The organism is Maribacter vaceletii, assembly GCF_003634105.1.
In the GTDB taxonomy this organism is placed as follows: domain Bacteria; phylum Bacteroidota; class Bacteroidia; order Flavobacteriales; family Flavobacteriaceae; genus Maribacter_B; species Maribacter_B vaceletii.
Genome location: NZ_RBIQ01000007.1, coordinates 355,334 through 375,502, shown reverse-complemented (window position 1 = coordinate 375,502; position 20,169 = coordinate 355,334). Strand labels below are relative to the sequence as shown.

Here is a 20,169-nt window from a genome sequence, read left to right as displayed (position 1 = left end):
TGTAATGACAGCTACCCTTATTTCATTAGTTAGTATTCTAGTGGGGATAATAGCCGCTAATAGTTTGGGGTATATACACAAAAAATATTCCTTTGGTATCATTGGTAATACCATAGCTGGTGTTTTTGGAAGTGTGTTTGTAATTAAATTTTTTGGAAGATTAGGATTTGCCCCTTTGTCTATACTAAATAATGGAGATTTTGATGGTGTACGACTTATTGTAAACATAGTAGTCTCTGCTATAGGTGGAGTTGTAGGTCTACTTTTAGCAAAATTGCTTTACAACAAGATAAATTAGTTTCCTTTTAATCGGGTCCATAAATCGCTTAATAGTTTTTTTCCATCATTATTGTCTTTTGGAACCTCAGTAAACATAACCTTATTAGAATCCTTTATAGTAATCTTGTATTTAAAAACAAAGTTTTGCGAGTTTGGTTCTAAACTTAGAAGACCAAATCGTAAATCATTAAAATATAAATTGTTATCGTTTTTTTGAATACTGTACCAACCCTCAGAAATTGCAATCATTCGTTGCACACTTGTATCTTCAATTAATTTTTCTAAAAGATGATGGTTTTTAGGGTAGGTTTCAAACCGGATTGGTTGGGAATCAAAAAAAGAATAATTCCCTAGTAAATAACTATCTTTAGTTTCCACATTTGCACTCCAAAGAACAGTGTTCATTGCAGAAGGTCTTGTATCTAATTCTAGATATGCTATGTTTTGTCTTTCTAAGGCATCTTTAAATTGATTAAAAGCAATCCACTTTAATACAAGTGATAGTAGCAAATAACCAGAACTTACCAATAATCCCATTCTATTATAAGAACTGCGTTTTTTAGAGGAACGCTTTTGTCGCATGGCTAGTAATAAAAACACTAAAAATGGTAATGTATACAAAGGGTCAATAACAAATATGTTCTTAAAAGCTAATCTTATGTCTAAAGGCCAAAATAGTTGCGTTCCCCAAGTAGTATGTGCATCTAATATGGGATGCGTTATAAACGCCCAAAAAAATAACCAAGACCAGTCTTTAAAATCTTTATATTTTTCATACGTAGTAATTAGCCAACCAAAAATTGGCGCAAAAACAATAGAAAATAAAATAGAGTGCGTAAATCCACGATGAATTTCTAGTGCAGAAACTGTATCTGTAAAGTGAGAAGCAAATACATCTAAATCTGGAATAGTACCTGCAATGGCGCCATAAAGCATGGCCTTATTTCCAATTTTATTTCCTAAAACAGCTTCGCCAACTGCTGCTCCTAATACAATTTGTGTGAGTGAATCCATAGTATGTATTCAAAAGTAAGTTATAGCAACATACTTTACCATTTTAAATCTGTAATTTAGTAAGCAAAATTTAAATACCTTATGATTATTCATCACCTTGCTCTAGAAAACTCGGTTTTAAACAAATTTTTAGCAGAAATAAGAGATACCGCTATTCAGAAAGATGCTATGCGTTTTCGTAGAAATATAGAACGTATTGGGGAGATTTTAAGTTATGAGTTAAGTAAAACCTTGCATTTTGAAGATACAGAAGTACAAACACCATTAGGTGTAAAAAACACGTCTGAATTTACAGATACTATTGTTCTTTGTTCCATTATGCGTGCAGGATTACCATTACATCAAGGAATATTAAATTATTTTGATGCTGCAGAAAATGCATTTATATCTGCGTATAGACATCACCCAGATGGGAAAGATAATTTTGATGTAGTTGTGAATTATTTAGCAGCACCATCCATAGAGAGTAAGACATTAATTTTAGCAGACCCAATGTTAGCTACGGGTAGAACGTTAGAAAATGTAAAAGAAGCTCTAAAATCGCACGGGACACCAAAACAAATACATATTGTTGCAGTAATAGGCTCGGAGGAAGGTATTGAGTTTATTAAAGATGTATTTCCTGAAAACACGCATTTATGGATTGCAGATATAGATAAAGAACTTAATTCCAAAGGATATATTATTCCAGGTTTAGGAGACTCAGGAGATTTGTCTTATGGTGGCAAATTGTAAGGAGAAATAGTTAAATAAACCCTTTTTCTTTAGCAGCTTCAATAAGTTGCCTATCTGATGCTTCTTTATTACCAAAATATGCCTTTATTTTCTTTTTTCTCCTTTCTATACTTGCAATAGAAAGGTGTACAAAATCTGGTAAGTTTTTCATTTTTTCGCCTACCGATAAAAAGTATAAAATTTTTATGTCATAAACATCTAGAGTAGGGTTCTCCGAGTTTTGAACATTTTTTAGTTTTTTTATTTTGCTAGAAAAGTAGTTTCTATCATTCAAAACAGCATCAATAGCATCTAGTAATATTTCTGGAGTTGTTTCTGTTTTAATAATATACCCATCTGGTTCTAAGTTATTTAGAATGCTGTATATTCTTTGGGTATCTCCTATAGAGCTTAAAACAATAATTTTAGAGTTTGTTGTTTTTCTAATTTTAATTCCTAAATCTTCCCCATTTATTAAAGCATAATCATTATTAACAGGTAAGCGTATATCTAAGAAGACTATATGAAAAAAATCAGGTTCATTTTGTTCTATTAAATTTACAGCCTCTACACTATTTTGTGCTTTATAAAATTCAAATATATAATTATCACTAAATTCATTTAATGACAATTCATAACCTTTTAGGATTATTGGATGGTCATCGACCATTAAAATTTTTATTATAAGTTTCAAAATTTCAAAAATCTAGTTTATGCCAGATATATTTTTTAATACATAAGTTTCTGTAATAATTTACAATTATTACAGAAGCACCATAGTACTTTTTTTATGTAATTAATGGTTAGTGTTAATAATTGCGCAATATAAAAATTACTTTAGAAGAAGATTTTACTTTGTGTAAGTAAGTTCTCACTTATTGCTTAAAAACACTCTTTTTGAGTAAAATAGAAGGAAAAACCATCACGTTTTGATGCGTTTATGTTCTATTGATGTTACCAAAGAAGTGTAATTATTTATAAATAAGGTATTGATGCAAGAATAATTAAAAAACAAAAAAACTAACGCTTGTTGTATGAAATTTACTATTATAAAAGAAATTTATATTAAGTTAATGCTTTAGGATTAGGATAATTATCGGATTGATCCTCTACGGTTTCATCCATACAAACAAAATCTTTTTCTACAAGTATAGATAAAGAATTTGCAGCATCAATTTTTAGAGAGTGTTTATGGCCAATTATAGTATTGGTAGGCCATTCTAAAGAATCTTTTTTTGGGATATAGATGGTAATTATGTTTTCTATATAGGAGGCCTCCATTGTATTTATAGCTTCTTTGGCAATAATAGTATATACTAGTGTATTATTAGGAAATACAATTTTTTCTGAAAATGAACCTGTTTTTGCTAAACTGTCTACTTCTGTTTTTGTAAGCCTAAGACGTACAGAATTTCCTCTTATTCTAATTTTCATGAGTATCTTTTTTACTTACTAAACCTTTAGTAAATTCATTTAATGTTTCTACTTTTTCTTCAAAGTCTCCTTTAATAGTTTTTCTAAATTCATTAAGGTTTCTTACCAAATCATCTATATTATCTGGAATAACATCTTCAAAGAATTGTCGTAATCTTTTTGCTGTGGTAGGCGATTTTCCGTTTGTAGAAATTGCAATTTTTACATTCCCTTTAGTAACAATACCACCCATATAAAAATCACAAAATGGAGGATTGTCAGCAACATTAACAAGGATACTTCTTTCTCTACAATCATGGTATACTTGTTCATTAACGGGAACATTGTCCGTAGTAGCTATAGCAATGTGTTTCCTTTCTAAATATTTCTCATGATACGCATCTTTAATAATCTTTACATCATGTTTTTTTGCTAATGCAAGTGTATCCTCTAAAAAATCTATAGAAACCATTTCTACTTTTGCATTAGGACTAGACTTTAATAAAAAAGTAAGTTTTTCTAGACCAACATTACCCCCGCCAACAACCAAAATATTAAGTTGTGATACTTTTAAAAATATGGGATATAACTCGTTACGTTCCATTGTTAATTTTATTTATCTGTTTTGTAGTTTATAGTTACTCTAGTACCTTCTCCTGGAATAGAGTTTATAAACAATCTGCCATTAATATAACTTATTCTTTCTTTCATAAAAAATAAGCCCATGCCACCATCACTATTATTTTTTGGGGCTTCTTTTAAAATAATAGGATCAAACCCTTTGCCATCATCATCTATTACTACACTTAAAACATTATCTGTGTAGTTTATGGTTAGTAATATGTAGTTAGATTCTGCGTATTTTATGGCGTTATTTATGGCTTCTTGAGTAACTCTATAAATATTGGTTTCTGCTAGAGAGTCAAACCGAAAATTAGTTTCAGTTTTGTTATCAAAAAGAATGTTTTTTCCAGTTAATCTAGAAAGTTCTGTGGTCATTTTTTGTAATGCAGGTAATATACCATGATCACTTAATTCTGGTGGAGTTAAATTAAAAGTGGCAGTACGTACTCCTTTTATTAAGTCGGAAGTTAATTCTTTTAAATAGATGATTTTTTCTTCCGCTTTTTCTTGATTTTCTAGGTCTATTGATTCTATATTAAATCGTAAAGCTGTTAGCATTTGGCCAATGCCATCATGAATATCTTTGGCAATACGTTTACGTTCCTCTTCTTGCCCTTCTACTATTTGGCTTGCTTGTCTTTTTTTCTGAAGTATTCTTTCTTCATAATTTTCTTTAGTAAGTTTTTCTACTTGCATTAAGTGTTTTTTTCTTTCTGTAATATCAGAACATAAAATTAAAACACTTTGTTGCCTGCTAGATTGGTACATAGGAATTATAGAAATGTCTAACCAAATTGTTTTACTAGTAGTGGTAATTTTTATTTCTTCGTTTCTTATGCTATTCTTTTTATTGCTTTTTAAAATTTCTTTTAAATATTTTTGTTGCCCTTGATCTGTAGTTAAGAGCTCTTGTAGTGGCTTTTTTAAATCTTCATGAGAACACCCAAGTAGGGCAATAAATTTTTTGCTAATAAAAACAATACTGCCGTCTTCTCTAGCACTTGCAAATAAGGCAGCATTATCAATTACAAAATTTAATTCTTGAAGCTCCTGTAAAGACTTTTCTTTCTCATTATACAGTTTTTGTATTTGAGAAGCATTTTTATCAGAAACTAATTTATGTTTCATTAACTTAGAAATACTATTTCTAATTTGGATAGAAAGAGGTCTAAAAATAAAAACCATTTCTAAAAATAGAATCAATAAAGAAAAAGCTAAAAGTAGATATTCTTTGTTTTTTAATTTTTGAAGTTCCTTTCTACTTTGTTTATCATACGTATTAACAATAGTGTCCATTATGTTAAGAAAAATTCTTTCTTTTTTTAGTAAGATAGATGTGTTTTCTTGGTATTCTTTTGTAGTGTGGTAGTTGGGGGTATTAGATGCCTTAAGAATTTTAGTAATGGCACTTACCATTGCATTATGGTGCGGATTTAAATCTTTAAATAGTTCTTTAATTGGGCTGTAGTTTTCAACAACAATATCCATTTCTTTGTCGCCAAATTGTAATGCTTTATGAGAAGCAGTCCATTTAGATAAGGTGGTTTTTATTTCTCCAGTAATTAGGTCTTTTTCACTTTTCTTTTTCACCTCTTTTAAAAGTAGTATTTCCTTTACTAGTTTTTGACTAAAAGCCCGTTGCCTACCTGCAATATTTATTATTCTAGAATCGTCTAGTTGGGTATTAATATTTGTTTGTATTAATATTTGCGCTATAATAACCGTAAGTGCTATTGCAGATAAGGCAAGCAAATACCATTTACGAATCCTATTAAAGGTTTCGGTATCTAATGGTTGTTGCAATTTATCTTCGCTCATATTAGAATAAAATTATTCCCAAAAAGGGTAATTTTTAAGCTAGTGCTTTTGTTACTAATGCTAAAGAAGAATCTGATAGAGGTAGTTTTAAAGCAGCTTGGTGTCCTACGTCAGACATTTTACGCCATGTTTTTTGTAAAATATCTATTAGTTTATCCTCTTCATATTTTTTTGCAAAAGGTTCAAAATAAAACTCTAAAAAGACCAAACAAATTACATCTTCTAGTGTTTGTGTTTCTTCATTTTTTTTAAGTTGTTTCTTTTCTAAAAGGAAAGCAACTTTATTTATGGTTTCTTGATCATAGCCCACTTCTTTTAATATGTCTGAAGATTTTTTAGCATGATATTTTTTTAAATCTTGTCTCCATTTTAGATAACCAACTCTATTCATTTCGTAGCTATCTCTTGCAATTTCCCATCTGCAAATATGTTGGCAACGTGCAGTAAGTTGTAATGCTTCTGATGCATTTGGTGCAAACGCATTTAATTTGTTTGTCATCCTTATAGCGTACAATACTTCTTTTGCATATGTTTTTCCTTGGTATTCTTCTTTATTTGGGTCTTTTTCATTTGCAGCATCAAATAAAGAATATGCTTTTTGTAATTTTTCTGTAGTTGCCATATATAACTAGGATTAGTAAATCCAAAGCTATTCAGAAAAACCTACATACACAAAGTCATTTTCAATTTTTATAGGATATGTTGCAATTGCTTCTAAATCGCCATTTAGATTATCGCCATTTTCTAATGAAAATATCTTTTTGTGTAATGGACAGGCAACCATAGGGATACCTTTGTGATCACCAATCATTCCTCTACTTAAAACCATTTCTTGTTTTTCAGGAGATAGGTTTTGGCAAGCGTACCATGTATTTAGTCTTTCAAAATTAAATACGGCAATTTGCAAATCTTTATATTTTACACATGCGCCTCCATCTTTTGGGAATGCAGTAATTGGTGCAGCTTTAAACCAGGTAGTTACATCTTCGGGCTTTACTGTTTTATATTTTTCAGAAACTATATTCATTGTTTAAAATTTAGAAATTGGTTGTTTTAAAATTTAATTAGACCCATTTTTCTGGCATTTTTTGTTCTCTTAATGGTACAAAAACTAAGTTATCATCTTCCTCTTCGCTATTTACAAAGTGGTTAAAACGTTTCATCATTTCTGGGTCATTAATAGCTTGTGTCCATTCGCACTCAAACTTATTAACTAGCGTTTGCATTTCATTTTCTAAATCTTCTGCGATTCCTAATTTATCATCAATAATTACTTCTTTTAAATACTCAAGACCACCTTCTAAACGTTCTTGCCACGCTGCTGTTCTTTGTAAAGGTTTTGCGGTACGCATGTATAACATTAAGTAACGGTCTATGTATTTAATTACCGTTTTATTATCTATTTGCTCTGCAAATAACTCAGCATGTCTTGGTGTAGCGCCACCATTACCGCCAAGATATAAGTTCCAACCACCTTCTACAGCAATTAAACCAAAATCTTTACCACGAGCTTCGGCACATTCACGAATACAACCAGATACGCCACCTTTAATTTTGTGAGGTGCACGTATTCCTCGATATCTATTTTCTAGTTCAATACCAAAACTTACACTTTCATCCATACCGTAACGACACCAAGTAGAACCCACACAAGTTTTTACTGTACGTAAAGATTTTCCGTAGGCATGTCCACTTTCAAAACCGTGGTCTATTAAATCTTTCCAGATTAATGGTAATTGGTTTAGAGTTGCACCAAATAAATCGATACGAACACCACCAGTTACTTTTGTATATAAATCATATTTCTTAGCAATTTCTCCTAGTGCAATTAGCTTATCTGGTGTAATTTCTCCACCTGGAACACGAGGAACAACAGAATAGGTTCCATTACGTTGAATGTTGGCTAAGAACCTATCGTTAGAATCTTGTATGGCATATTCTTTATTAGCAGTATCTGCATTTATACTAGCCATTAAAGACGCTACAACTGGTTTGCATAACTCACAACCATGACCACCGTTACCGTGATTATCAAGAACTTCATCAAAAGTTTTATACCCTTTTACTTGAATGATTTTATATAAATCCTGTCTGTTTAAATCAAAGTGTTCGCAAACGGTATCTTTAACTTCTATACCTAAAGATTTTAAGGTAGCTTCCGTAAGGTCTTTTACCATTGGTTTACAACCGCCGCAACCGGTACCTGCTTTGGTACAGCTAACCACATCTGCTAAATCTTTAGACTCTCCACTTTCAATAGTCCCGCAAATTTGTCCCTTTGTAACATTTTCACAAGAACATATTTGTGCTTCATCTGGTAAATCCATAACATCACCAAAAGAACCACCACCTTCACCAGCAGGTAAAATTAATTGTGCAGGGTCTTCAGGAATGGCCATTCCGTTTAAATAAATTTGGTGTAACATGCTATAATCTGTAGCATCACCAACTAGAATACCACCTAATAGCTTTTTTCCATCAAGGCTAACGTTTATTCTTTTATATAAATGTTGGGTTTTATTTTCAAAAATTATAGAATGCCCTTTTGCTGCAGGCATAAAAGGTTCTCCAAAACTAGCAACATCTACCCCAATTAATTTTAATTTGGTAGACATGTCTATTTCTTCTGGCATTAAGGTTTCTGTATCTCCTAATATTTGGTCAACAGCTACCCCTGCCATATCATAACCTGGAGCAACTAAACCATATATCATTTGGTTATAAAGAGCAATTTCTCCAATAGCATAAATATTAGGATCAGAGGTTTGCATTTTATTATCTACAACAATACCGCCACGTACGCCCATTTCTAAGCCGCTTGTTTTAGCAAGTTCATCTCTTGGTCTAATACCAGCAGATATAATAAGCATTTCTACGTCTAAAACATCGTCTTCTCCAAACTCCATTCCTGTAATAGCTTTATCTCCTAAAATTTGATTGGTAGCTTTACTTAAATGTATGTTTAACCCTATAGATTCTAGTTTAAGTTGTAATACCTGGCTACTTCTAGAATCTAATTGTCTTGGCATTAATTTAGGTGCAAATTCAACAATATGTGGTTCTAGTCCCATATCCATTACAGCTTTTCCTGCCTCTAAACCTAACAATCCGCCACCAAGTACAGCCGCTTTTGCATTAGGATTAGTTTGTTTTAGTTTGGCGGCATAAGCAAGCATACCTTCTAAATCTTCAATAGTTCTATATACAAAAACCCCTTCTTTTTCTACCCCTTTAATAGGAGGTACAAAAGCAGAAGAACCAGTAGCTAAAACTAAATAGTCGTAAGATAACTCACGGTCTTTTGCAGTAGTAATTTTTTTAGAGGCCTTGTGTATATCTGTAACACGTTCATCTACAATTAAATCTATGTTATTTTCTGCATACCATTCAGCAGGAGCCATTTCTAAAGCTTTTGCATCTTGATTTTCAAAAAACTCACTTAAATGAACACGGTCGTAAGCAGGTCTTGGTTCTTCACCAAAAACTATAACCTTATATTCTTTGCTTTCTTTTTTGGCAACAAATTTTTCACAAAACTTATAACCAACCATCCCATTTCCAACTACTATTATAGTTTTCATACGTACTTGTTTAGATATTACATTACAAAAATACGTATAATTACGTATTTTTTATATAATTTTATCAAAATAAACACGTAGTTTTGTTGCAGAATTCATAATTGTTAGTCCTAAAAAATTAGAAATCATGATTAAAAGCAAAAAAGCAAGAATATCTTTAATAGGAGCTGGTCCTGGTAGTAGTGACCTAATAACACGTAGAGGTTTTAGGCTTTTACAGTCTGCAGATGTAATTTTATATGATGCTTTAATTAGTAAAGAACTCTTAAGTGAGATTGATGAAAGAATTCCTAAAATATACGTAGGTAAAAGATGCAATGCACATTCTTATACGCAAGATTCTATAAATAGTTTACTAGTAGAAAAAGCATTTGAATGTGGTCATGTAGTACGTTTAAAAGGAGGTGATCCTTTTGTTTTTGGTAGAGCTAGTGAAGAAATAGAATATGCAGAAAATTTTGGTATTCCAGTAACTGTAGTTCCAGGAGTTACCAGTGCAATAGCTGTTCCGCAAAGTCAAGGTATTCCAGTTACTAAAAGAGGGGTTAGTAGTAGTTTTTGGGTAATGACAGCAACAAAAAAAGATAATAGCTTTTCTGAAGATTTAAAATTAGCTGCACAATCCTCTTCAACTATGGTTATTTTAATGGGAGTGCGTAAGTTTAATGCTATAATTAAAACCGTTGCTACTTATAAGGGAAACAATACTCCTTTTGCATTAATACAAAACGGGACTTTAGTAAATGAGACTTGTGTTTTAGGAATTTTAGGAGAGGGTTTAGAGGCGTTTAAAAAAGTAGATATTACCCAACCAGGAATAATTGTAATTGGCAATGTTGTATCAGAACATCCTGCTTTTTTTGAAGAAGAATTACAGCGAGTTCTACATGATTACATATAATTTATATGTCTTTTGATAGTTTTATTTATGATTTTCTGTTTTTGTGCAGCTACTTTTTTTCATTTTCGTAATTTTTTCATTTTTCATAGTAAAATAACTTACAATTAAGTATAAATACGTAGTTTTGAAGTTCATTACTAAGTATAAACATATAGTTATTGAAAATATGGATTCTAAAAAAGCAACAAAACTACAGTTACTTAATTTTAAAAGTATTTCTACAAGAACATTTTGGATAACCTCTATTGCATTCTTCTTATGCTTCTTTTCATGGTTTGGTATAGTGCCTTTTATGCCAGATGTTGTTAAGGATTTAGGTTTAACGCCGGAACAAAAATGGAACTCTATTATTCTTGCGGTTTCTGGGACTGTATTTGCAAGATTAGCTATTGGTAAATTATGTGATAAATATGGACCACGCTTGTGTTATACCTGGATGTTAATGATTGGGGCTTTGCCTGTTATATTAATAGGGTTTGTGCAAACGCCAGAACAATTTTTAATATGCAGGTTGTTTATAGGTTTCATTGGAGCTTCCTTTGTAATTACGCAAGTACATACCTCAATAATGTTTGCATCAAATATTGTTGGTACTGCAAATGCAACTTCTGCAGGATGGGGTAATCTTGGTGGCGGTGCTAATAGATTAGGAATGCCAATTATTGCTGCTGCGGTAGTGAGTTTAGGAATTGCTGAAGCAGAAAATGCTTGGAGGTATTCTATGATTATTGCAGGTATTACATGTTTTATAATGGGAATTGTATATTTCTTTTTTACGCAAGATACACCAGAAGGAAACTTTAAAGAACTAAAAGAAAGAGGAGAGTTACCTACAAGTAAAAAAGACGAAATAGGGTTTTTAGAGGTTTTAAAAGATTATAGAGTTTGGATACTTTTTTTAATATATGCGGCTTGTTTTGGTATGGAGCTTACCGTTTATGGTACCATGGACGATTATTTGCAAAATAGATTTGGGTTAAGTAGAAGTTTCGCAGGAAATTTAGTTCTGTCTTTTGCATTAATGAACATTTTTGCAAGAACCTTAGGAGGGTATTTTGGAGATATGTTCGGAAGGCTCAAAGGATTAAGAGGTCGTGTAATTTTCTTGGCTGTAATTCTCGCAATAGAGGGTATTGTTCTTACTACTTTTTCTACAGCAACTAGTTTAGTAGTGGGTATGGGATTTTTAATAGCCTTTAGTTTAAGTGTACAAATGGCAGAAGGCGCAACATTTTCAGTAGTTCCTTTTATAAATAAAAAAGCAATAGGTTCTATTTCAGGAATTGTAGGCGCAGGAGGTAATGTAGGTGCTTTTGTTGCAGCTATGCTTTTAAAGTCTAAATCGGCAGTAGCAGAAAGTGCTGCAATAGCTTCCAATTCTCAACTTGGAGAACAGGCAGTTAAAACTGCACAAATGGCGGCATCAGCATCAGCGGTTTCTAGCGGTTATTTTATAATTGGAGGTTTTGTTGTTCTTGCAGGAATATTAGCATTGACTATTAAGTTTGCTCCTGTAGCAGCAGAGACTCCAGAATTGGTTTTAAAGGCAGATAAATAATGGTTTAATAGTAGCGCATTGGTAATTTAAAGCAATAGATATGCAATCAAACATAGAAAACATACAAAAAATGAGAAAAAAATCCATGTCTGGTATTTCTTGTAATACGTGTGAAAATGTAAAGTGTTTGATGAAAAAAAACATTACATCTAAATTAGTTTTAGACTTCTCTTATGAAAAAACAGATATAAACTGTAAAAAAGGACAACAGTTTATTATGGAAGGAGCACCTGTAAATGGACTGTTTTTTATATTAAAAGGAAAAGTAAAAGTTTTTAGAACAGGTATTAATGGCAGGGAACAAATAGTACGTTTTGCAAAAGAAGGAGAAATAATTGGTCACAGAGGTTTTGGCACAGAAGAGTATTATTCCATTTCTGCAATAGCCTTAGAAAACACTACTTTATGTTATTTTTCTAAAAATTTGTTACAACATGCTTTAAAGGAAGATGCGAGTTTTACCTATGATTTAATGCTTTTTTATGCAAATGAGCTTAATAAGAGTGAGGCCAAAGTAAAATCAATATCTCAAATGACAGTTAGGGAAAGAGTAATAGATACACTTCTCTATGTTAATAGAAAATTTGGACAACTTAATGGTTATATAAACCTGCAATTAAGTAGAAAAGAATACGCAGATTATGCAGGTACAACAGAAGAACAAGTAATACGTATTCTTTCAGTTTTAAAAAAGGAAAATTTAGTAATAGCAAAAGGAAAGCGTATAGGCATTCCAGATGTAAAAGTTCTCAAAAGAGAAATATCGGAACACAATTTCTATTTGGATACATAGTAAGTGTTTGTAATAGTTAGTTGTTTATTTTTTTCAAACCTTTCTGAAAAGGCTGCATTCATGCAGCCTTTTTTATGTATTAAAATCATATTAAATAAGAGTAAAAAACATTGTTGTTTATGAAATAATAAATATTTTCTTCTGCCTTTAATCATACAAGATTTAAGTTTCGGTCTTTAAATTTGTCTAAGTAAAAATACGTAAATACGTAATTTTTATTTTTAGAATAACCATTAAACTAAAACAATCTATTATGGAAGAAAAAACAATTTCTCTTGTACAGGAATCATTCGAAAAAGTAAAGCCAATTGCTTCTACAGCAGCAGAGATATTTTATACTAAGTTATTTGAACTAGATCCAGCACTAAAGCCTTTATTTCCATCGGATCAAGAAAAGATGGCAATGCAGGGTAATAAGTTAATGACTATGCTAGGTAGTGCCGTTGCTGGATTAAGTAACCTGGAGATGTTAGTCCCTGTTTTAGAAAATCTTGGAAAAAAACATGTGGAATACAAAGTAGAACCTTCTCACTATAATACTGTAGGTGCCGCTTTATTGGATACTCTTTCTGTAGGATTAGGAGATGATTTTACTCCAGAGGTTAAAGAAGCATGGACATTGGTTTATGGAACTATGTCTGACGTAATGATAAAAGCATCTTATTAACAAGTTCAAAAAAATACTGATATGATAAAAATAGAAAAAAACCCAGTTTTAGTAATCGCTATTTTATTAACTAGTCTTATTCTTCTTAACTCCTGTGGAGGAGTACCCGAAGAAAAAGTAAAAGATGGGGAGATGGCTAATAATGCTTTTTCTGTGGAAGAGGTTCTGGAAATGGTTGCAGAAGAGAATGATGTTACAAGAACTCTATATACCAAAGCTATTGTTGGAAAAGGAAAATTACAAGGAATGAAGTTTGATGAGGATTGGAGAAAAGATGATGTGGAAGCTGGACCTTTACCTGCTCTTTTTTTAAGAGGTGTAGCAACAAGTATAAGAAAAAGCCCAGTGCCATTAGGGCTATATTTGGGGTCTGATTTTCCTGTAAATGCAGCAAATAAGTTTGAAGGGAAACAAGCAGAGCTTTTTAAAAAAATAAAAGAGGATCAAGAGCCACAATTTTTTTATGAAGAAGATACAAAGTTGCATACCGCAATGTTTGCAGATTTAGCTAGTGCAGGCGCATGTGTTACTTGTCATAATAAACACCCACAAACCACAAAGGACGATTGGAAACTAGGAGACGTAATGGGGGCAACTACATGGCAATACCCTAAGGATTCTTTAACTTATAAAGAAACAATAGATGTGTTAAACTCTTATGCAATGGGGACAGTAGATATATATGTAGAATACTTAAATGAAATAGCTGCTTTTAAAGATAGTGAAAAGCCAACCATTGGAGATAAATGGCCGGTAGAAGGTAATTACTTACCAACGTCTGAAGTGTTTTTAGATAGTGTAAAGAAATTAACTTCTTACAAAACAATGAAAAAATTAGTAGCTGTAAGGGAGTAAACAAATTAGTAAATTTTTAACCTCTATTAGATTTTATATTAGTGAAAAGTAATAACAACTCTACTATTTTAGGATTGGTATTGTTATCAGCCTTTTTTGTATTCTATTTTGGGAATATAGAATGGGTGTGGTTACAAGAACTGCAACAACAAGAAAACTATAAAAGATGGTCTGGCTTAGCAGTGGCATTGTTTATCATTTTTCAGTGGCTGTTAACCTTTACTCGTATAATAAAAAGGTTTAGACAAAGTGCAATGAAAATGGCAACAATTCATAAATGGTTAGGTGCAATGAGTCCTCTTCTTTTTTATATTCATAGTGTAAAATTAGGATATGGCTATATAGCTCTTATGTCTTATTTGTTTTTTGCTAATGCTCTTTTAGGGTATATAAATTTAGATGTTATTAAAAGTAAAGGAGAAATTTTGTTTAAAGGTTGGATGATTTTTCATGTAGCATTTTCAATAATCATCTCCATTTTAATGTGTTTCCATATAGTAATGGTGTTTTATTATAAATAAGTCTGTAAATGAAGTTATTAGTAAAAGAAATAATACAGGAAACAAAAGATGCTGTAACAATCTGTTTTAAAAACGGGAGTTTTTTTAAAAAGCTATCTTATAAACCAGGACAGTTTATGACTATAAACGTTCCTATAGATAATACAGTACATAAAAGAGCATACTCCTTTAGTAGTAATCCCTATACCGATTCAGATTTAAGAATAACAATAAAAAGAGTGGAACAGGGCTTAGTGTCTAATTATATCCATGACAATTTTAAAGTAGGAGATAAATATGAGGTGGATAAGCCTACAGGAAGTTTTTATATAGATCCTAAAAAAGATGCTAAAAAACAATATGTTTTTTTTGCCGGGGGTAGTGGTATAACCCCAATATTTTCTATAGTAAAATCTGTTCTAGAAAAAGAACCAAACTCTAAAATTCTCTTAGTGTATGCTAATCAAAATTACGAAGGAATTATTTTTAATAGTGAGATTGAAAACTTAACTAAGAAATATCCTTCTTCATTCAGTGTAGAACATATACTTTCTAAGAGTGATAATGCACCATTAAATTATTATTCAGGATTGCTTACAGAAGAAGTTTTGATGGCAATTATGGAAAAGCATAATTTAAAATTCGATTCTAGTGAGTATATGATTTGTGGTCCGTTTGGATATATGGAATGTGTTAAAGAAATTTTAAACACTAATAAGGTGTCTCCTTCTAATATTAAGGTTGAAGTTTTTGCAAGCCCAAAAATAGCAGTTGTAGGAGAAAATCAAGAATGCGATGTAGAAATTAATTATGATAATGAATCCTATAAAATTAAAGTGCCTAAAAACAAATCTATTTTACAAATGGCAATGGTAAATAATATTGCTTTGCCATATTCTTGTAGGTCTGGTATGTGTTCTACTTGTAAAGCATCTTGTTCTAAAGGAGATGTAGTAATGACAGAAGGGCACTTTATGCCAACAGAAGAAGTAGAAGAGGGTAAAATATTAACCTGTATAAGCTATCCTGCGAGTGAAACTGTTGTAATTAATTTTTAAAAGGTATGTTTAAAATAAGTCCATTAAGAAAAAGACAATTTACAGGAGGAGTTGTAGGAGTGCTATTAGGAATATGTATTGTTCTGTTTTTAACCTTAAAGTCTTCTGAGGAATATATCTCATTAGGTCCTATGAATGAAGGGCATGATGATTTATCTTGTGTCACTTGTCATGCCGATGCTAAAGGAAATTTATCGCAACAAATACAATCTAATATGCAATTTGTAATGGGTATAAGAGAGCATAATGTAGATTTTGGAACCCAAGATGTTACGGTTGAAAATTGTTTGCAATGCCATGATAGACCAAATGACAGGCACCCTAATCATCGTTTTTCGGAACCAAGATTTAAAGAAATTATAAAAGTAATAGATGCTACAACCTGTATTACCTGCCACTCAGAACATAATGGAGAAAGAGTTACTGTTGCAGTTGTTAATTACTGTATGAACTGTCATCAAGATTTAAAAGTAGAAGAGGATCCTATAGATGTTGCTCATGAAACACTTATTGCAGAAGAACAATGGAATACATGTATACAATGTCATGACTTTCATGGAAACCATAGATATGAAGTTCCAACAAAATTACAAGATACTATTCCTATGCAAACAATTAATGCATATCTAAAAGGAGGGAAAGACCCTTATGGAACAGATAAAAAATATATAGGTTTGTCTGAGCCGGAATGGATTAAATTAAATTTAAATAAGAAATAATTTAATAACACATTTGTTTTAAAAAAAAGCCAACTAAGTACATAATTAGTTGGCTTTTTTTATTCTAAGTAGTAGTTACGTAGCTTTTTTTATCGGGATATACGTATTGATTGTTTTTCGTAATGTTTTGTAAAACAAGTTGTTATTGTTTAAATATGTTTTTTGATAGTTTTTAAGCTGTTAGTTGTATGCTGCAACCATGGTGTAAAAGACGGATTTAAGATGGGTAATGCCATAGAATACTTTTAATGTTACGTATATATTTGCCTTAAATAAGTATTAATACGTAGAACATTTAAAATTATAAATATGAAAACTATCTTTAAAAAAACCGCTTTTTTATTACTTCTTGTCCTAGCGGCATCCTGTGGTGATAAAACAAAAAAGGCAGCTACGGAAGCAGCAACTGAAGCTGCAGCTGCAACATTAGAAATTGAAAAACCACAATTAACTTTTGGCTTTATAAAATTAACAGATATGGCACCATTAGCCATTGCGAAAGAAAAAGGCTTTTTTGAAGAAGAAGGATTGTTTGTTTCTGTTGAAGCACAATCTAACTGGAAAAATATTTTGGATCGTGTTATTGATGGTCAATTAGATGGTTCTCATATGTTAGCAGGGCAACCAATTGCTGCAGGTGCAGGTTTTGGTAGACAAGCAGAATTGGTTACTCCTTTTTCAATGGATTTAAATGGAAATGGTATTACAGTTTCTAATGATGTTTGGTCTAAAATGAAGCCAAATGTTCCTAAAGGTGCAGATGGTAAACCAGTACATCCAATTAAAGCAGATGCTTTAAAACCAGTAATTACAGAATATAAAAATTCTGGTAAAGCTTTTAAAATGGGAATGGTATTTCCGGTATCTACACACAACTACGAAATTCGTTATTGGTTAGCTGCTGCAGGAATTCACCCAGGAATGTATACAAAAGATAATGTACAAGGGCAAATTGATGCTGAGGTTTTATTATCTGTAACTCCACCACCACAAATGCCAGCTACTCTTGAAGCAGGAACTATTTATGGATATTGTGTTGGAGAACCATGGAACCAACAAGCAGTATTTAAAGGTATTGGTGTTCCAGTAACTACAAACTATGATATCTGGAAAAATAACCCAGAAAAAGTATTTGTAATGACAAAGAAATTTGTTGAGGAAAATCCTAATACAGCAATAGCAGTTACTAAAGCACTTATTAGAGCTGGTAAATGGTTAGATGAACCAGCAAATAGACCAGAAGCAGTAAAAATATTATCTATGTCACAATACGTAGGCGCAGATGAAGCAGTTTTAGCAAATTCTATGACAGGTACATTTGAGTTCGAAAAAGGAGACAAGCGTGAAATGCCAGACTTTAATGTATTCTATAAGTATAACGCAACATACCCATTCTATTCTGATGGTACTTGGTTTTTAACACAAATGAGAAGATGGGGCCAAATTCCAGATGCTAAACCTGTAGAATGGTATGCTAATACTATTAAAGATATATATAGACCAGATATCTGGGAAAAAGCAGCAAAAATTTTAGTAACAGAAGGACATATTCCTGCAGCAGATATTCCAGATACAGATGGGTATAAGCCAGCTACAACAGATTTTATAGACGGCACAAAATATGATGCAAAAGACCCAATAGGGTACATCAATAGTTTTTCTATAGGTAACAAGGACTAAACACTAACTATTTAAATTAATAATTATGAAGCAAAGTATTACTTTAAATAAAATAACGCAACTAATGGGTTTTGGTTTTTTAAAACCCATTACAGCGCTATTTACTGGAAAACCACAGAAAGAAGATGTAGTAAACTTTTTAAAAAAGATTATTGTACCACTCTTGTCTATTCTTTTATTTTTAGGAGTTTGGCAAGGAGGATCTACAGCTCTTTTTAATAAGGAAGCAAACTTTAAAATAGAAAAAGCCTTAGCAGATCAAGGGCAAGCAGCTGCAGATGAAATGAAAGCATGTATCGCTTCTGGAGAAATTAGTTGCCAGCCAAATACATTGCCTTCTCCTTCTCAGGTTTGGGCTTCTTTTAAAACTTTATTAGAAGATCATAAAGTTATTAGCGCAGATAAACTTGCTTTTAAAGAGAAAACTGCTGCTATGAATGAGAAAAGAGTAGCTGCAGGCAAAGAGCCTATAACCTATACAGGAAGGCCTTCTTTTGTGGATCAAATATTTACAAGTTTAAAAACGGTATTTGCTGGGTTCTTATTAGCATTAGTTATTGCAGTTCCTATTGGGGTTGTAATAGGTTTGAGCACAACATTAAGGAGTTCTTTTAATTGGCTAATTCAAATATTTAAGCCGGTATCACCGGTAGTTTGGTTACTTCTAGTTTTTATGATAGTTAAAACACTAACCAAAGACTCTAACTCAGATAGTGCATTTATCATCTCTTTTATAAGTGTTGGTTTGTGTTCTATGTGGGCAACATTAGTGAATACGGCAATGGGGGTTTCATCCGTGGATAAAGATTATATAAATGTAGCAAAGGTTTTAAAATTAGGGCCAATGCAAAAAGTGTTTAAAGTTATATTACCTTCCTCATTGCCGTTAATTTTTACAGGATTACGTATTACCCTTTCTGTTGCTTGGATGGTACTTATTGCTATTGAACTTTTAGCACAAAGTCCTGGATTAGGATCCTTTGTATGGGAAGAATTTCAGAATGGAGCAATAGATTCTAATTCTAAAATAATTGTAGCAATGTTTATTATCGGAATTATTGGATTCTTGTTAGACCGTATTATGCTAACCATACAAAACATGGTTTCATTTAATAAAAATGAAGGAGTATAACCACTAAAAATTACGACTATGGCATATTTGGAACTAAAAAATGTATGTAAAACATATGAAGATGCTTCAGGAGGAACAGAGGTTCTTTCTAATATTAATTTAACTATTGAAGAAGGAGAATTTGTTGCTATAGTAGGTTTTACAGGAAGTGGAAAAACTACACTTGTAAACTTAATAAATGGTTTAATTAAGCCTACTAGCGGAGAAGTTCTGTTTAAAGGAGTGCCTGTTACAGATACTAGTCATGAACGCGGCGTTATTTTTCAAAACTACTCTTTGCTCCCTTGGCTTACGGTTGGTCAAAATGTTTATATGGCAGTAAAAGAAGCTTTTCCAAAAGAAAGTAAAGAAAAGTTACAGGCTATTGTAAAAGACTATGTTGCTATGGTTAGTTTATCTCCTGCAATTAATAAAAGGCCAAAAGAACTTTCTGGAGGTATGCGTCAAAGAGTTGCTGTTGCAAGAGCTTTGGCTATGAACCCAGAGATGATAATTATGGATGAACCATTAGGGGCTTTAGATGCGTTAACTAGAGGTAATTTACAAGATGAAATTTTAAATATTTGGTCTAAAGATAAGCGTACTGCTTTGTTAATTACTAATGATGTAGACGAAGGTATTTATATGGCAGACCGCATAATTCCTCTAAAGCCAGGGCCAAATGCAACTCTGGGGCCAGAGTTTACTATAGATATTGAAAGGCCAAGAGATAAAACTTCATTAAATGATAATGAAACTTATAAGAAGAATAGAAACGCTATTATAGAATACTTAATGGATATAGGGAATGAACGTAAATCTGTTTCTAATGAAACTTATGAACTTCCAGAAATAAGTCCAAAAAGTTTTGTTGCATAAAAATA

Annotated in this window: 21 protein-coding genes; 13 read left to right on the top strand and 8 right to left on the bottom strand. The window is 31.9% G+C overall.

Annotation, left to right across the window (positions count from 1 at the left end; translation table 11 throughout):
- The first annotated feature begins 4 nt into the window (after window positions 1-4).
- Window positions 5-298: a hypothetical protein gene (locus CLV91_RS01745; RefSeq protein ID WP_121063356.1), complete on the top strand. Its 294-nt coding sequence runs from the start codon at window positions 5-7 to the stop codon at window positions 296-298.
- Here CLV91_RS01745 and CLV91_RS01740 read toward each other — a convergent pair.
- Complete coding sequence (locus CLV91_RS01740) at window positions 295-1,293, bottom strand: metal-dependent hydrolase (protein ID WP_121063354.1); 999 nt, start codon at window positions 1,291-1,293, stop codon at window positions 295-297. The genes CLV91_RS01745 and CLV91_RS01740 overlap by 4 nt on opposite strands.
- A gap of 81 nt (window positions 1,294-1,374) precedes the next feature.
- Here CLV91_RS01740 and upp point away from each other — a divergent pair, with 81 nt between their 5' ends.
- Window positions 1,375-2,028: a uracil phosphoribosyltransferase gene (gene upp / locus CLV91_RS01735; protein ID WP_121063352.1), complete on the top strand. Its 654-nt coding sequence runs from the start codon at window positions 1,375-1,377 to the stop codon at window positions 2,026-2,028.
- A gap of 10 nt (window positions 2,029-2,038) precedes the next feature.
- Here the strand turns inward: upp and CLV91_RS01730 are convergent, their stop codons facing one another.
- The 7 genes from CLV91_RS01730 to nirB form a co-directional block, all read right to left on the bottom strand.
- Window positions 2,039-2,701 carry a response regulator gene (locus tag CLV91_RS01730; RefSeq protein ID WP_147406396.1) on the bottom strand — a complete coding sequence of 221 codons (663 nt, stop codon included), beginning with the start codon at window positions 2,699-2,701 and terminating at the stop codon, window positions 2,039-2,041.
- 371 nt (window positions 2,702-3,072) lie between these two features.
- Window positions 3,073-3,441 carry a DUF7009 family protein gene (locus CLV91_RS01725; protein WP_121063349.1) on the bottom strand — a complete coding sequence of 123 codons (369 nt, stop codon included), beginning with the start codon at window positions 3,439-3,441 and terminating at the stop codon, window positions 3,073-3,075.
- A complete protein-coding gene (locus CLV91_RS01720) occupies window positions 3,431-4,024 on the bottom strand; it encodes a precorrin-2 dehydrogenase/sirohydrochlorin ferrochelatase family protein (RefSeq protein WP_121063347.1) in 594 nt (197 codons plus the stop codon). The genes CLV91_RS01725 and CLV91_RS01720 overlap by 11 nt, the downstream gene beginning before the upstream one ends.
- A gap of 8 nt (window positions 4,025-4,032) precedes the next feature.
- Complete coding sequence (locus CLV91_RS01715) at window positions 4,033-5,862, bottom strand: ATP-binding protein (RefSeq protein ID WP_121063345.1); 1,830 nt, start codon at window positions 5,860-5,862, stop codon at window positions 4,033-4,035.
- A 34-nt stretch (window positions 5,863-5,896) separates the two neighbouring features.
- Window positions 5,897-6,484: a DUF4202 domain-containing protein gene (locus CLV91_RS01710; protein WP_121063343.1), complete on the bottom strand. Its 588-nt coding sequence runs from the start codon at window positions 6,482-6,484 to the stop codon at window positions 5,897-5,899.
- A 27-nt stretch (window positions 6,485-6,511) separates the two neighbouring features.
- On the bottom strand, window positions 6,512-6,889 hold the full coding sequence (gene nirD / locus CLV91_RS01705) for a nitrite reductase small subunit NirD (protein ID WP_121063341.1): 378 nt from the start codon (window positions 6,887-6,889) through the stop codon (window positions 6,512-6,514).
- A gap of 37 nt (window positions 6,890-6,926) precedes the next feature.
- On the bottom strand, window positions 6,927-9,443 hold the full coding sequence (nirB, locus tag CLV91_RS01700; protein WP_121063339.1) for a nitrite reductase large subunit NirB: 2,517 nt from the start codon (window positions 9,441-9,443) through the stop codon (window positions 6,927-6,929).
- 127 nt (window positions 9,444-9,570) lie between these two features.
- Here nirB and cobA point away from each other — a divergent pair, with 127 nt between their 5' ends.
- From cobA to CLV91_RS01645, 11 genes are all read left to right on the top strand, one after another.
- Window positions 9,571-10,344 carry a uroporphyrinogen-III C-methyltransferase gene (gene cobA, locus CLV91_RS01695; protein ID WP_121063337.1) on the top strand — a complete coding sequence of 258 codons (774 nt, stop codon included), beginning with the start codon at window positions 9,571-9,573 and terminating at the stop codon, window positions 10,342-10,344.
- 166 nt (window positions 10,345-10,510) lie between these two features.
- Window positions 10,511-11,902, top strand: coding sequence for an MFS transporter (locus tag CLV91_RS01690; protein WP_121063335.1), 1,392 nt, complete (start codon window positions 10,511-10,513; stop codon window positions 11,900-11,902).
- 130 nt (window positions 11,903-12,032) lie between these two features.
- Window positions 12,033-12,695: a Crp/Fnr family transcriptional regulator gene (locus CLV91_RS01685; RefSeq protein ID WP_245987118.1), complete on the top strand. Its 663-nt coding sequence runs from the start codon at window positions 12,033-12,035 to the stop codon at window positions 12,693-12,695.
- A gap of 253 nt (window positions 12,696-12,948) precedes the next feature.
- Complete coding sequence (locus CLV91_RS01680; RefSeq protein ID WP_121063333.1) at window positions 12,949-13,362, top strand: globin family protein; 414 nt, start codon at window positions 12,949-12,951, stop codon at window positions 13,360-13,362.
- A gap of 21 nt (window positions 13,363-13,383) precedes the next feature.
- On the top strand, window positions 13,384-14,217 hold the full coding sequence (locus tag CLV91_RS01675; protein WP_121063331.1) for a c-type heme family protein: 834 nt from the start codon (window positions 13,384-13,386) through the stop codon (window positions 14,215-14,217).
- Window positions 14,218-14,258: 41 nt separating this feature from the next.
- A complete protein-coding gene (locus CLV91_RS01670; RefSeq protein WP_121063330.1) occupies window positions 14,259-14,738 on the top strand; it encodes a hypothetical protein in 480 nt (159 codons plus the stop codon).
- An 8-nt stretch (window positions 14,739-14,746) separates the two neighbouring features.
- A complete protein-coding gene (locus tag CLV91_RS01665) occupies window positions 14,747-15,775 on the top strand; it encodes a ferredoxin--NADP reductase (RefSeq protein ID WP_121063328.1) in 1,029 nt (342 codons plus the stop codon).
- Window positions 15,776-15,780: 5 nt separating this feature from the next.
- On the top strand, window positions 15,781-16,494 hold the full coding sequence (locus tag CLV91_RS01660) for a cytochrome c3 family protein (RefSeq protein ID WP_121063326.1): 714 nt from the start codon (window positions 15,781-15,783) through the stop codon (window positions 16,492-16,494).
- A 309-nt stretch (window positions 16,495-16,803) separates the two neighbouring features.
- Window positions 16,804-18,174 (top strand): CmpA/NrtA family ABC transporter substrate-binding protein, encoded by a 1,371-nt coding sequence (locus CLV91_RS01655; protein WP_121063324.1) that lies wholly within the window; start codon window positions 16,804-16,806, stop codon window positions 18,172-18,174.
- Between the two features lie 25 nt (window positions 18,175-18,199).
- Window positions 18,200-19,306, top strand: coding sequence for an ABC transporter permease (locus CLV91_RS01650; protein ID WP_121063322.1), 1,107 nt, complete (start codon window positions 18,200-18,202; stop codon window positions 19,304-19,306).
- A gap of 18 nt (window positions 19,307-19,324) precedes the next feature.
- Window positions 19,325-20,164 (top strand): ABC transporter ATP-binding protein, encoded by an 840-nt coding sequence (locus CLV91_RS01645; protein ID WP_121063320.1) that lies wholly within the window; start codon window positions 19,325-19,327, stop codon window positions 20,162-20,164.
- Window positions 20,165-20,169: the final 5 nt, after the last annotated feature.

Coding starts and splice junctions, on each gene's coding strand:
- CLV91_RS01745 (WP_121063356.1), top strand. CDS start 5: ATGACAGCTACCCTTATTTCATTAGTTAGTATTCTAGTGGGGATAATA.
- CLV91_RS01740 (WP_121063354.1), bottom strand. CDS start 1,293: ATGGATTCACTCACACAAATTGTATTAGGAGCAGCAGTTGGCGAAGCT.
- upp (WP_121063352.1), top strand. CDS start 1,375: ATGATTATTCATCACCTTGCTCTAGAAAACTCGGTTTTAAACAAATTT.
- CLV91_RS01725 (WP_121063349.1), bottom strand. CDS start 3,441: ATGAAAATTAGAATAAGAGGAAATTCTGTACGTCTTAGGCTTACAAAA.
- CLV91_RS01720 (WP_121063347.1), bottom strand. CDS start 4,024: ATGGAACGTAACGAGTTATATCCCATATTTTTAAAAGTATCACAACTT.
- CLV91_RS01715 (WP_121063345.1), bottom strand. CDS start 5,862: ATGAGCGAAGATAAATTGCAACAACCATTAGATACCGAAACCTTTAAT.
- CLV91_RS01710 (WP_121063343.1), bottom strand. CDS start 6,484: ATGGCAACTACAGAAAAATTACAAAAAGCATATTCTTTATTTGATGCT.
- nirD (WP_121063341.1), bottom strand. CDS start 6,889: ATGAATATAGTTTCTGAAAAATATAAAACAGTAAAGCCCGAAGATGTA.
- nirB (WP_121063339.1), bottom strand. CDS start 9,443: ATGAAAACTATAATAGTAGTTGGAAATGGGATGGTTGGTTATAAGTTT.
- cobA (WP_121063337.1), top strand. CDS start 9,571: ATGATTAAAAGCAAAAAAGCAAGAATATCTTTAATAGGAGCTGGTCCT.
- CLV91_RS01690 (WP_121063335.1), top strand. CDS start 10,511: ATGGATTCTAAAAAAGCAACAAAACTACAGTTACTTAATTTTAAAAGT.
- CLV91_RS01685 (WP_245987118.1), top strand. CDS start 12,033: ATGAAAAAAAACATTACATCTAAATTAGTTTTAGACTTCTCTTATGAA.
- CLV91_RS01680 (WP_121063333.1), top strand. CDS start 12,949: ATGGAAGAAAAAACAATTTCTCTTGTACAGGAATCATTCGAAAAAGTA.
- CLV91_RS01675 (WP_121063331.1), top strand. CDS start 13,384: ATGATAAAAATAGAAAAAAACCCAGTTTTAGTAATCGCTATTTTATTA.
- CLV91_RS01665 (WP_121063328.1), top strand. CDS start 14,747: ATGAAGTTATTAGTAAAAGAAATAATACAGGAAACAAAAGATGCTGTA.
- CLV91_RS01660 (WP_121063326.1), top strand. CDS start 15,781: ATGTTTAAAATAAGTCCATTAAGAAAAAGACAATTTACAGGAGGAGTT.
- CLV91_RS01655 (WP_121063324.1), top strand. CDS start 16,804: ATGAAAACTATCTTTAAAAAAACCGCTTTTTTATTACTTCTTGTCCTA.
- CLV91_RS01650 (WP_121063322.1), top strand. CDS start 18,200: ATGAAGCAAAGTATTACTTTAAATAAAATAACGCAACTAATGGGTTTT.
- CLV91_RS01645 (WP_121063320.1), top strand. CDS start 19,325: ATGGCATATTTGGAACTAAAAAATGTATGTAAAACATATGAAGATGCT.